9 protein-coding genes are annotated in these 11,748 nt (G+C 68.2%); 5 read left to right on the top strand and 4 right to left on the bottom strand.

Features of this window, described 5'->3' with window-relative positions:
- Window positions 1-5: 5 nt before the first annotated feature.
- Both metG and LIG30_RS06540 read right to left on the bottom strand, forming a co-directional pair.
- Window positions 6-2,159 (bottom strand): methionine--tRNA ligase, encoded by a 2,154-nt coding sequence (gene metG / locus LIG30_RS06535; protein WP_038710650.1) that lies wholly within the window; start codon window positions 2,157-2,159, stop codon window positions 6-8.
- A gap of 382 nt (window positions 2,160-2,541) precedes the next feature.
- Window positions 2,542-3,180 carry an OmpA family protein gene (locus LIG30_RS06540; protein WP_038710652.1) on the bottom strand — a complete coding sequence of 213 codons (639 nt, stop codon included), beginning with the start codon at window positions 3,178-3,180 and terminating at the stop codon, window positions 2,542-2,544.
- A 355-nt stretch (window positions 3,181-3,535) separates the two neighbouring features.
- Between LIG30_RS06540 and apbC the strand changes: the two genes are divergently transcribed.
- The 5 genes from apbC (at window position 3,536) to LIG30_RS06565 (ending at window position 9,174) form a co-directional block, all read left to right on the top strand.
- Entirely contained in the window at window positions 3,536-4,627 is a 1,092-nt protein-coding gene (apbC, locus tag LIG30_RS06545; protein ID WP_038710654.1) for an iron-sulfur cluster carrier protein ApbC, read from the top strand.
- A gap of 132 nt (window positions 4,628-4,759) precedes the next feature.
- Entirely contained in the window at window positions 4,760-5,296 is a 537-nt protein-coding gene (locus LIG30_RS06550) for a superoxide dismutase family protein (protein WP_038710655.1), read from the top strand.
- 189 nt (window positions 5,297-5,485) lie between these two features.
- Window positions 5,486-6,055, top strand: a complete 570-nt coding sequence (gene dcd, locus LIG30_RS06555) for a dCTP deaminase (RefSeq protein ID WP_038710656.1) — start codon at window positions 5,486-5,488, stop codon at window positions 6,053-6,055.
- An 81-nt stretch (window positions 6,056-6,136) separates the two neighbouring features.
- The gene (locus LIG30_RS06560) at window positions 6,137-8,416 is read left to right on the top strand and encodes an arginine/lysine/ornithine decarboxylase (protein ID WP_038710658.1); all 2,280 of its coding nucleotides are present in this window, start codon (window positions 6,137-6,139) and stop codon (window positions 8,414-8,416) included.
- Window positions 8,417-8,427: 11 nt separating this feature from the next.
- On the top strand, window positions 8,428-9,174 hold the full coding sequence (locus LIG30_RS06565; RefSeq protein ID WP_442856844.1) for a lysozyme inhibitor LprI family protein: 747 nt from the start codon (window positions 8,428-8,430) through the stop codon (window positions 9,172-9,174).
- Window positions 9,175-9,359: 185 nt separating this feature from the next.
- Here LIG30_RS06565 and LIG30_RS06570 read toward each other — a convergent pair whose 3' ends face one another.
- On the bottom strand, window positions 9,360-10,031 hold the full coding sequence (locus LIG30_RS06570) for an HAD family hydrolase (RefSeq protein WP_038710661.1): 672 nt from the start codon (window positions 10,029-10,031) through the stop codon (window positions 9,360-9,362).
- Between the two features lie 97 nt (window positions 10,032-10,128).
- Window positions 10,129-11,538: an argininosuccinate lyase gene (gene argH, locus LIG30_RS06575; RefSeq protein ID WP_038710662.1), complete on the bottom strand. Its 1,410-nt coding sequence runs from the start codon at window positions 11,536-11,538 to the stop codon at window positions 10,129-10,131.
- Window positions 11,539-11,748: the final 210 nt, after the last annotated feature.

Genomic DNA, 11,748 nt, shown 5'->3' on the forward strand with positions numbered 1-11,748 from the left:
CGCTGTTACTTCACGCGCATGCCGGGCTTCGCGCCGCTATGCGGCTCGAGGATGTAGAGGCCCGGCTCGGCCTTCTCGTCCGTCGCCGACGCGGCCAGCACCATCCCTTCGGACAGGCCGAACTTCATCTTGCGCGGCGCGAGGTTCGCGACCATCACCGTCAGCTTGCCGACGAGCTGCTCGGGCTGGTAGGCGGACTTGATGCCGGAGAACACGTTGCGGGTCTTCTCCTCGCCGACGTCGAGCGTGAGCTGCAGCAGCTTGTCGGAGCCTTCGACCGCCTGGCACGCGACGATCTTCGCGATCCGCAGGTCGATCTTCGCGAAATCGTCGATCGAGATGTGCGGCTCGCCGTCGTCGGCACCGTTCGCGCCGGCGGCCGGCCTGGCCGCCGCCTTTGCGGCCTTGGCGCCGCCGGCCTTCGCCGCGGCCGCGCCTTGCTGCTCGGCCTGCAGCGAATCGCGGTTCGCGGCGAGCAGCGCTTCGATCTGCTTCGCGTCGACGCGCGTCATCAGGTGCTGATACGCGTTGATCGGCTGCTGCGACGACAGCGGCTTGTCCGCGTCGGCCCACGCGAGCGGCGCGATGCCGAGGAAGGCCTCGACCGCCTGCGCGACGCGCGGCATCACCGGCTTGAGCGCGAGCGACAGCAGGCGGAACGCCTCGAGGCTCACGCTGCAGGTCTCATGCAGCGCGACCGCGTTCGCCGGATCCTTCGCGAGTTCCCACGGCTTCGCGCCGTCGACGTACGCGTTGACCGAATCGGCCAGTTCCATCGTGTGGCGCAGCGCGCGGCCGTATTCGCGCGCTTCGTAGTGCGCGGCGATGTCCGGAATCGCCGCGCGCAGCGTCGCGACGAGCGGATGGTTCATCGCGCTGTCCTGCACGCGGCCGTCGAAGCGCTTGATCAGGAAGCCCGCCGCGCGGCTCGCGATGTTCACGTACTTGCCGACGAGGTCGCTGTTGACGCGCGCCTGGAAGTCGTCGAGGTTCAGGTCGAGGTCTTCCATCGTCGCGTTCAGCTTCGCGGCGAAGTAGTAGCGCAGCCACTCGGGATTCAGGCCCGTGTCGATGTAGCTCTGCGCGGTGATGAAGGTGCCGCGCGACTTCGACATCTTCGCGCCGTCGACCGTCAGGAAGCCGTGCGCGAACACGTTGGTCGGCGTGCGATGGCCGGAGAATTCGAGCATCGCGGGCCAGAACAGCGTGTGGAAATAGAGGATGTCCTTGCCGATGAAGTGATACTGCTCGGCCTTCGTTCCCTTGCCGATCCACGCGTCGAAATCGATGCCGCGCTGGTCGCACAGGTTCTTGAAGCTCGCGTAGTAGCCGACCGGCGCGTCGAGCCACACGTAGAAATACTTGCCGGGCGCGCCCGGGATCTCGAAGCCGAAGTACGGCGCGTCGCGCGAGATGTCCCAGTCGGCGAGCTTCGCTTCGCCGGCGTCGCCGAGCCATTCGCGCATCTTGTTGGTCGCCTCGGGCTGCGCGAGGCCGCTGACCCAGTCGCGCAGGAAGGTCTCGCAGCGCGGATCGGACAGGCGGAAGAAGTAGTGCTTCGAGATCTTGCGCACCGGCGTCGCGCCGGACACGACCGAATACGGATTCAGCAGCTCGGTCGGCAGGTAGGTCGCGCCGCACACTTCGCAGTTGTCGCCGTACTGGTCCTTCGCGTGGCACTTCGGGCACTCGCCCTTGATGAAGCGGTCCGGCAGGAACATTTCCTTGACCGGGTCGTACGCCTGCTCGATCTCGCGCTCGGCGATCAGCCCGTTTTCCTTGAGCGCGAGGTAGATCTTCTCGCTCAATACGCGGTTCTCGTCCGAATCGGTCGAGTAGAAATTGTCGAACGACACGCCGAAGCTGTCGAAGTCGCGCTTGTGCTCGGTCCAGACGCGGTCGATCAGCTGCTTCGGCGTCAGTCCTTCCTTCTCGGCGCGCAGCATGACCGGCGTGCCGTGGGTGTCGTCGGCGCCGATGTAGTAGACCTCGTGGCCGTGCATTCGCAGCGTCCGCACCCAGATGTCGGTCTGGATGTACTCGACCAGGTGGCCGATGTGGATCTGCCCGTTGGCATAGGGCAGCGCGGACGTGACGAGGATCTGGCGGCGGCCTTGCGGCTCGCCGGCCTGCACGGAGGTGAGGTCGGATGCGGACATAGGGTCTGTAGAGGAACGGCGGGAAATCTGCTGGAAACTGCGATTCTAGCAGGGGCGCCCGCTCGGCAGGCACGCGCGGGCGGCGTCGCGCGCGCGGCGCGCAGCGCGAACGGCGCGGGGTGGCGCTCGATGGGCGGGGAAGGGGGCTGCGCCGCAGCACGGCTCGCGCGGGCAAAAAAAACCGGGGCGGATATGGCCCCGGAGCAACAACGACAAGAGGAGAATGGTGACGCGCCGGCAACACCAGCCGCGTACCGAAAATAGAGACAACGGTGCGCGGCGGAAGTTCGAAAATTTTTTCGAGTGGTGACTTGCCCCGCCGAACGCGTTGTCCGGCGGGGCCGTGCGGGCGGCGCGCCCGCGCATTCCCGGTCGTGTGCGTTTAGTGCTGGGCGCGCAGGTAGATCTCGACGCGGCGGTTCTGCGAGCGGCCGGCTTCGGTCGCGTTGTCCGCGATCGGGTTCGACGCGCCCATGCCTTGCGCCGACAGGCGGCCGCCCGCGACGCCGCGCTGCGCCAGCGCATTCACGACGCTCTGCGCGCGGTTTTGCGACAGCGTCTGGTTGTACGCCGACGAGCCGGTGCTGTCCGTATAGCCGACCACCGACGCCGTGATCTGCGGGTTCTGGTTCAGCGTCGAGGCCAGGTCGTTCAGGAGCGGCGTGAAGGCCGGCGTGACCGCGTACTGGTTGGTCGCGAACGTCACCGAGCTCGGCACGTTCAGCTTCAGCGAGCCGTCCGGCTGCTCGGTCACCTGCGTGCCCGTCTGCGCGGCCGACGGCGCGAGCTTGTTCCTGATCGCCTGCCAGTTGTAGCCGGTTACGCCGCCGACCAGCGCGCCCGCGCCTGCGCCGATCGCCGCACCCTTGCCGCCGCCGACCAGCGCGCCGATGCCCGCGCCGAGTGCTGCGCCCGCGCCCGTGCCGACCGCCGTGTTGCTGCCTTGCTGCGTCGCGCAGCCGGCCAGGAGCGCGCCGGCCAGCGCGAAGACGGACAGGCGAGTCGCGATTTTGGTGTTCATCTTGAATTCCTCTCAGTGGTTGAACGAGTCGACAACGACAAAAAATGTGTGATTGCGCTATGGCCGGCCCGCCCGCTGGCAGAACCTGGCCACCGAGCCGCCGGCGCATGCGGCCGCAACGGCCGCATGCCCTGCCTGGCAGCGTGGCTGTTCGGGCAGCGACACGCGTCAGCCTCTACAATATAGGCGGTAAGCGGCCGATGTGGCCCCATAGCATGCTGCACGCGAAGATTGCGCCGGCTCCGGCGTTCGCGCAATGGCATGCAATAAATTCTTTCACTTTTCCCGATTTTCGCGGCGTAATTTGATCATTCTTGACGTTTGAGCGCGAAAACCACGTTTCCTCGGAGTTTCGATGAGCATTGACCGGGCACTCGTCGACGCCGCGCTGGCGGCTGTCGCTGACCCCAATACCGGCCGTCCGTACGCGGCCAGCAAAGGCGTGCGCAACGTCGCGATCGACGGCGAGACCGTCTCGGTCGACATCGTGCTCGGCTATCCGGCGAAGAGCCAGCACGGCGACGTGCGCGCGCGCGTCGCCACCGCGCTCGCCGCCGTGCCGGGCGTGCGCGATGTCCGTATCAACGTCTCGCAGGAGATCGTCGCGCACACCGTGCAGCGCGGCGTGAAGCTGCTGCCCAACGTGAAGAACATCGTCGCGGTCGCGTCCGGCAAGGGCGGCGTCGGCAAGAGCACGACGGCCGTCAACCTGGCGCTCGCGCTCGCCGCCGAAGGCGCGTCGGTCGGCATTCTCGACGCCGACATCTACGGCCCGTCGCTGCCGACGATGCTCGGCATCCACGGCCAGCGCCCCGAGTCGCCCGACAACCAGTCGATGAACCCGCTCGTCGGGCACGGGCTGCAGGCGAACTCGATCGGCTTCCTGATCGACGAGGACAACCCGATGGTGTGGCGCGGCCCGATGGCGACGTCGGCGCTCGAGCAGCTGCTGCGCCAGACCAACTGGCGCGACCTCGACTACCTGATCGTCGACATGCCGCCGGGCACAGGCGACATCCAGCTCACGCTCGCGCAGCGTGTGCCGGTGACGGGCGCCGTGATCGTCACGACGCCGCAGGACATCGCGCTGCTCGATGCGAAAAAGGGCCTGAAGATGTTCGAGAAGGTCGGCATCCCGATTCTCGGGATCGTCGAGAACATGAGCATCCACGTCTGCTCGAACTGCGGGCACGAGGAGCACATCTTCGGCGCGGGCGGCGCCGAGCGGATGTCGAAGGATTACGGCGTGAGCGTGCTTGGCAGCCTGCCGCTCGACATTGCGATCCGCGAGCAGGCCGACAGCGGCGTGCCGACGGTGGTCGCCGATCCCGATGGCAAGGCCGCCGGGCGTTATCGCGCGATTGCGCGCGGGGTCGCGCTCGCGATCGCCGAGCGTACGCGCGACATGACGTCGAAATTTCCGACGATCGTGGTTCAAAATACGTAAAAAGGCCCGGCCGGAGGGGGGTGGCCGTGTTTCCGGCGGCGCGAGGCGCGGTATCATGGCGACTTTTCCAGGGTATTCCTGACCCGTCCGGCGCGCGCGGCCCACAAGGCCCGCCGCCGGCATGAGGATCGCATGAAACAACGACTTCACGGCGCGTGCGCCGGCGGCGCGCGGCGCGCGCTGCTGGCGGGCATCGTCCTGGGCCTGTTGGCCGGCTGTACTTCCTTTTTCCCGCCGCACGAGAAGCGGGCCGACGCGGCGCTGCAGCCGACGGTCGGCGCGCAGGCGCGCGGCACCGTCACGTTCGTCGAACGTCCCGACGGCGTGCAGGTCACCTACAACCTCGTCGGCCTGCCGCCGAACAGCGAGTACGCGCTGCAGGTGCACGAGCGCGGCGACTGCAACGCCGGCGACGGCTCGAGCGCCGGCCAGGTGTTCGCGCCGGCCGCCGACCGGCTGCGCGCCGGCGCGCGCGTCGGCGGCGATCTCGGCAACATCCACGCGGACGCGAACGGCGTCGCCGCCGGCTTCATCGTCGCGCCGGATCTGGCCCTCGACGGCGTGCGCTCGGTGTTCGGCCGCGCGGCGCTCGTGCACCGCGACCCGAGCGATCCGGCCTTCCCGCAGCACGGCGCGGGGCCCGCGCTCGCGTGCGGGGTGATCCGTTGACGCGGGCCGGCATGCGCGCGCCCGTGACACGCTCGCGATCGCGTAAAATGTGCGCCTTTCTCGGCCGCCGGGTTGTCCGGGCGGCCATCGTCTACCGTCACGCAGCGTTTTCTGGCGCCCCGATATGAAACGACCCCCACGCTTACTTCGTTTGCTGCCCCTCGCGCGGGCTGCCCGGCGGAGGGTGGCATGACCATCAAGTCCGACAAGTGGATTCGGCGCATGGCCGACGAGCACAAGATGATCGAGCCGTTCGTGCCCGACCAGGTCCGCTCGGCCGAGGACGGCCGCCGGATCGTCAGCTACGGCACGTCCAGCTACGGCTACGACATCCGCTGCGCCGACGAATTCAAGATCTTCACCAACATCAATTCGACGATCGTCGATCCGAAGAACTTCGACGAGGGCTCGTTCGTCGATTTCAAGGGCGACGTGTGCATCATCCCGCCGAACTCGTTCGCGCTGGCCCGCACCGTCGAATACTTCCGCATTCCGCGCACGGTGCTGACCGTCTGCCTCGGCAAGTCGACCTACGCGCGCTGCGGGATCATCGTCAACGTGACGCCGTTCGAGCCCGAGTGGGAAGGCTACGTCACGCTGGAATTCTCGAACACCACGCCGCTGCCCGCGAAGATCTACGCGAACGAAGGCGTCGCCCAGGTGCTCTTCTTCGAGAGCGACGAAGTGTGCGACGTGTCGTATGCGGATCGGGGCGGCAAGTATCAGGGCCAGCACGGTGTCACGCTGCCGAAAACCTGATCTGGTTGGATATCGACGCACCAGTTACCGGGTGACCGCCGCGTGTGATGCGCCGCGGTCGTTCTTTTTGGAGAATCGCCCATGAAGTTTCGTTTTCCCGTCGTGATCATCGACGAAGATTTCCGCTCCGAGAACATCTCGGGCTCCGGCATCCGGGCATTGGCCGAAGCGATCGAGAAGGAGGGCGTCGAGGTCCTCGGTCTCACGAGCTACGGCGATCTCACGTCGTTCGCGCAGCAGTCGAGCCGCGCGTCGTGCTTCATCCTGTCGATCGACGACGACGAACTCATGCTCGGTGAAACCGGCCCGGACGGCGAACTGCCGGAGCTCGCGACCGCGATCATCGAGCTGCGCGCGTTCGTCAGCGAAGTGCGCCGCCGCAACGCGGACATTCCGATCTTCCTGTACGGCGAGACGCGCACGTCGCGCCACCTGCCGAACGACATCCTGCGCGAGCTGCACGGCTTCATCCACATGTTCGAGGACACGCCGGAGTTCGTCGCGCGCCACATCATCCGCGAGGCGAAGGTCTATCTCGACTCGCTGTCGCCGCCGTTCTTCAAGGAACTGGTCAAGTACGCGGACGAAGGCTCGTATTCGTGGCACTGCCCGGGCCACTCGGGCGGCGTCGCGTTCCTGAAGAACCCGCTCGGCCAGATGTTCCACCAGTTCTTCGGCGAGAACATGCTGCGCGCGGACGTCTGCAACGCGGTCGACGAGCTCGGCCAGCTGCTCGACCATACGGGGCCGGTGGCCGCGTCGGAGCGCAACGCGGCGCGCATCTTCAGCGCCGATCATCTGTTCTTCGTGACCAACGGCACGTCGACGTCGAACAAGATCGTCTGGCATGCGACGGTCGCGCCGGGCGACATCGTGCTGGTCGACCGCAATTGCCACAAGTCGATCCTGCACGCGATCACGATGACGGGCGCGATCCCCGTGTTCCTGACGCCGACGCGCAACCACTTCGGCATCATCGGGCCGATCCCGCGCGACGAATTCAAGCCGGAGAACATCCGCCGGAAGATCGAGGCGAACCCGTTCGCGCGCGAGGCGCTGCGGCAGAACCCGAATCTGAAGCCGCGCATCCTGACGATCACGCAGAGCACCTACGACGGCGTGATCTACAACGTCGAGATGATCAAGGACCTGCTCGGCGACCTGCTCGACACGCTGCACTTCGACGAAGCGTGGCTGCCGCACGCGACGTTCCACGACTTCTACCGCGACATGCACGCGATCGGCGACGGGCGTCCGCGCACCGGCGCGCTGGTGTTCGCGACGCACTCGACCCACAAGCTGCTCGCCGGCATCTCGCAGGCGTCGCAGATCGTCGTGCAGGATTCGGAGAACCGCACGTTCGACAAGCACCGCTTCAACGAGGCGTACCTGATGCACACGTCGACGAGCCCGCAGTACGCGATCATCGCGTCGTGCGACGTCGCCGCGGCGATGATGGAGCCGCCGGGCGGCACCGCGCTGGTCGAGGAGTCGATCGCCGAGGCGATCGACTTCCGCCGCGCGATGCGCAAGGTGGACGCCGAATACGGCGACGACTGGTTCTTCTCCGTGTGGGGGCCGGACACGCTGTCGGCCGAGGGCATCGGCTCGCGCGACGACTGGATGCTGAAGCCGAACGACCACTGGCACGGCTTCGGCCCGCTCGCCGAAGGCTTCAACATGCTCGACCCGATCAAGGCGACGATCATCACGCCGGGCCTCGACGTCGACGGCGAGTTCGGCGAGACGGGCATCCCGGCCGCGATCGTCACGAAGTATCTGGCCGAGCACGGCATCATCGTCGAGAAGACGGGCCTGTACTCGTTCTTCATCATGTTCACGATCGGCATCACGAAGGGCCGCTGGAACTCGATGGTGACGGAGCTGCAGCAGTTCAAGGACGACTACGACAACAACCAGCCGCTGTGGCGCGTGCTGCCGGAATTCGTCGCGCAGCATCCGCGCTACGAGCGGGTCGGCCTGCGCGACCTGTGCACGCAGATCCACGACGTCTATCGCGCGAACGACATCGCGCGCCTGACGACCGAGATGTACCTGTCGGACATGGAGCCGGCGTTGAAGCCGTCGGACGCATTCGCGAAGCTCGCGCACCGCAGCATCGACCGCGTGCCGCTCGACGAGCTCGAAGGCCGCGTGACGAGCATCCTGCTGACGCCGTACCCGCCGGGCATCCCGCTGCTGATCCCGGGCGAGCGCTTCAACAAGACGATCGTCAACTACCTGCGGTTCGCGCGCGACTTCAACGAGCGTTTCCCGGGTTTCCACACCGACATCCACGGCCTCGTCGCGGAAGAGGTGAACGGGCGCGTCGAGTACTTCGTCGACTGCGTGCGCGATTGACGATGGGGCAGATGCGATTCGGGACGATGCGCGCGGCGGTGGCCGCGCTCGTTGCCTGGGCGGCATGCTCGGGCGCGGCGCACGCGGAAGTCGCCGCGGCCGATCCGGTCGACGTCGCGATGCGGCAGTGCCTCGCGCGGCGCGACCGCTCGTCGACGGCCGGGCAGATCCAGTGCATGGACGAGGCGCGGCAGCAGTGGCAGGCGGTGATGGACGGCGCGTACCAGCGGCTGGCGACCGGCCCGGCGCCCGCCGATGCGAAGCGCGGCTGGCAGGAGAGCCAGCGGCGCTGGCTCGCGTGGCGCAAGGACGAGGTGCACCTGCTGAAGGCCGTCTACGAGACGACGCGCGGCACGATGTACGCGATGGCCGGGGCGGACATGCAGCTTCAGCCGGTGCGCGAACGCGCGCTCGCGCTGCGGGCGGCGGCGGATCGCAACGCGCAGCCCGTGGCGCCGGCCGGCGCGCGGAGCGGCGGGCAGGGCGGTTCGCCGAATGACGACCCGGTACGCCGCGTGCGGCCGTGCGAGCAGGATGCCGCGTGCGAGCATGCGCTGTTCGACCTGAACCGCTATTACCAGAAACTGCGGCGCAAGATGCCCGCGCATTCGGCATCGACGCTGATGCGCGCGCAGCGCGCGTGGGTCGCGTATCGCGACGCGACGACGCCGCTGGTCGGCGAGGACGGCCGCATCGACCTGATCGGTGCGCGCATTGCGACGATGAAGCGGCTGTCGGAGACGGCGGGCAACAAGTAAGTGACGCACGCGCGCGGCGCGACGATACGGAAAGGAACAACGGGCACCGCGAGGTGCCCGTTTGCATTGGACGACGCGTCGAGCGCGTCCCGGCCGCGCGGCCCCGGCCTGTTCAGGCTCGTCGCATGCGTCGCGCGCGGCCCTTCCGGCGGCCGGCGCAAGCCCGTTACTAGTGTGAACGAGCCCTATGCGGCGCGCGCGCCGAACCAGGCCGGCATGAGCGCGAGCGCGTCGTCGAGCGAGCCGAGCACGTGCAGGCTCAGCGCGACGATTTCCGGCGTCGGCGCCTTCAGGTCGGGCACGGTGACGACGGACGCCCCTGCGCCCGCCGCGGACTGCGCGCCGAAATCGCTGTCCTCGAACGCGATGCACGCGTGCGCCGGCACGTCGAGCCGCTCGGCCGCGAGCCGGTAGACGGCCGGGTCGGGCTTGCCGCGCGAGACCTCGTCGCCGCCCGCGATCGCGCGGAAGAACGGCAGCACGCCGACCGCGCCGAGCCGCGCATGGATCACGTCGCGCGCCGACGACGACGCGACCGCGCAGGGGACGCCGGCCCGCACGAGCGCGCTCAGCAGCGCATGCGCGCCGGGCTTGAGCGGAAATTTCGGGTGCGGCGTCGGCGCGGCGAGCCGTTCGCGCACGCGCGTGCGGACCGCATCAAACGTGTCGGCGTCGCCGAGCAGCCCGGCGAGGATCGTCTGGCCTTCGGCGAACGAGCGGCCGACGATCTGCAGGTAGTCGGCGGCGGACAGTGCGACGCCATGCGCGCACGCAACGTCGATCCAGGTGTCCATGATCGTCCGCTCGGAATCGACGAGCAGGCCGTCCATGTCGAAGATCGCGGCGGAGAAGGTCATCGGGGGTGTCCGGAGGAGCGTAGGGTGCGCGCGGCAAGATGGAGCCGCGTCGCATGAGAAAACGGACGCCGCAGGCGTCCGTTCGATGGGCGGCGGCTTACTTGCCGAGCGCCGCGCGTGCAGCCTTCACGGCCGCCCGCACCTGGTCCGGCGCGGTGCCGCCCGGGTGATTGCGGCTTGCGACCGAGCCTTCGAGCGTCAGGTAGCCGAACACGTCGTCGCCGATCAGGTGCGCGACGTTCGGCAGCTCCTGCTTCATCTCGTCGAGCGTCAGGTCGGCGAGGTCGCAGCCGCGCTGGTCGCAGATCCGCACCGCGTGCGCGACCGCTTCGTGCGCGTCGCGGAACGGCAGGCCGCGCTTGACCAGGTAGTCGGCGAGGTCGGTCGCGGTCGAGAAGCCCTGCAGCGCCGCCGCGCGCATCGCGTCCGGCTTCACGGTGATGCCCGCGACCATCTCGGCGAAGATGCGCAGCGTGTCCGCGACGGTATCGACCGTGTCGAACAGCGGCTCCTTGTCTTCCTGGTTGTCCTTGTTGTACGCGAGCGGCTGGCCCTTCATCAGCGTGAGGAGCGCCATCAGGTGGCCGTTGACGCGGCCCGTCTTGCCGCGCGCCAGTTCGGGCACGTCCGGGTTCTTCTTCTGCGGCATGATCGAGCTGCCGGTGCAGAAGCGGTCCGCGATGTCGATGAAGCCGACGCGCGGGCTCATCCACAGCACCAGTTCCTCCGAGAAGCGCGACACGTGCGTCATCACGAGCGCGGCCGCCGCGGTGAATTCGATCGCGAAGTCGCGGTCGGAAACCGCGTCGAGCGAGTTCGCGCAGATGCCGTCGAAGCCGAGCGTCTTCGCGACCGCGTGGCGGTCGATCGGATAGCTGGTGCCGGCGAGCGCGGCCGCGCCGAGCGGCAGGCGGTTCACGCGGGTGCGGCAGTCGCGCATGCGTTCCGCGTCGCGCGAGAACATCTCGACGTACGCGAGCAGGTGATGGCCGAACGTGACCGGCTGCGCGACCTGCAGGTGCGTGAAGCCTGGCAGGATCGTGTCGGCATGCTGGTCCGCGAGGTCGAGCAGCGCGCCGCGCAGGTCGCCCAGCAGGCCGCCGATGCGGTCGATCTCGCCGCGCAGCCACAGGCGGATGTCGGTCGCGACCTGGTCGTTGCGCGAGCGGCCGGTGTGCAGGCGCTTGCCGGCGTCGCCGATCAGCGCGGTCAGGCGCGCCTCGATGTTCAGGTGGACGTCCTCGAGGTCGAGCTGCCACTCGAATTCGCCGCGCTCGATTTCGCCCTGGATCTGCGCCATCCCGCGCTCGATCGCGGCGAGGTCGTCGGCGCTGATGATCTTCTGCGCGGCGAGCATGTTCGCGTGCGCGAGCGAGCCGGCGATGTCGACGAGCGCGAGACGCTTGTCGAAAAACACCGACGACGTGTAGCGCTTGACCAGTTCCGACATCGGTTCCGAGAAGCGGGCCGACCAGGCCTCGCCCTTTTTGTGCAGTTGGGACGTCATGGCGATTCTTAGAAGGGGAGTGAGGCAGCGTGCGCCGCCAGGGAATTCCGCGATTTTAGCATTGGCGGGGCGGCACGCCGCGCGGGTCGGGCTCGTCCCGGCTCAGCTCAGCCCGGCGCGGCTCAGCCCGGCGCGGCCCACGCGCGCCGCTCAGGCAGGTGGGCGGGGTGCGCCGCGCGCAGCCGGTCAGTCGCGCACCAGCACGACGAG

The organism is Burkholderia sp. lig30, assembly GCF_000687455.2.
GTDB lineage: Bacteria > Pseudomonadota > Gammaproteobacteria > Burkholderiales > Burkholderiaceae > Burkholderia.

Excerpts from the sequence above, each read along its gene's own strand:
- LIG30_RS06550 (WP_038710655.1), top strand. The coding sequence starts at position 4,760 with ATGAAACAACGACTTCACGGCGCGTGCGCCGGCGGCGCGCGGCGCGCG.
- metG (WP_038710650.1), bottom strand. The coding sequence starts at position 2,159 with ATGTCCGCATCCGACCTCACCTCCGTGCAGGCCGGCGAGCCGCAAGGC.
- LIG30_RS06560 (WP_038710658.1), top strand. The coding sequence starts at position 6,137 with ATGAAGTTTCGTTTTCCCGTCGTGATCATCGACGAAGATTTCCGCTCC.
- LIG30_RS06565 (WP_442856844.1), top strand. The coding sequence starts at position 8,428 with ATGCGATTCGGGACGATGCGCGCGGCGGTGGCCGCGCTCGTTGCCTGG.
- dcd (WP_038710656.1), top strand. The coding sequence starts at position 5,486 with ATGACCATCAAGTCCGACAAGTGGATTCGGCGCATGGCCGACGAGCAC.
- LIG30_RS06540 (WP_038710652.1), bottom strand. The coding sequence starts at position 3,180 with ATGAACACCAAAATCGCGACTCGCCTGTCCGTCTTCGCGCTGGCCGGC.
- apbC (WP_038710654.1), top strand. The coding sequence starts at position 3,536 with ATGAGCATTGACCGGGCACTCGTCGACGCCGCGCTGGCGGCTGTCGCT.
- LIG30_RS06570 (WP_038710661.1), bottom strand. The coding sequence starts at position 10,031 with ATGACCTTCTCCGCCGCGATCTTCGACATGGACGGCCTGCTCGTCGAT.
- argH (WP_038710662.1), bottom strand. The coding sequence starts at position 11,538 with ATGACGTCCCAACTGCACAAAAAGGGCGAGGCCTGGTCGGCCCGCTTC.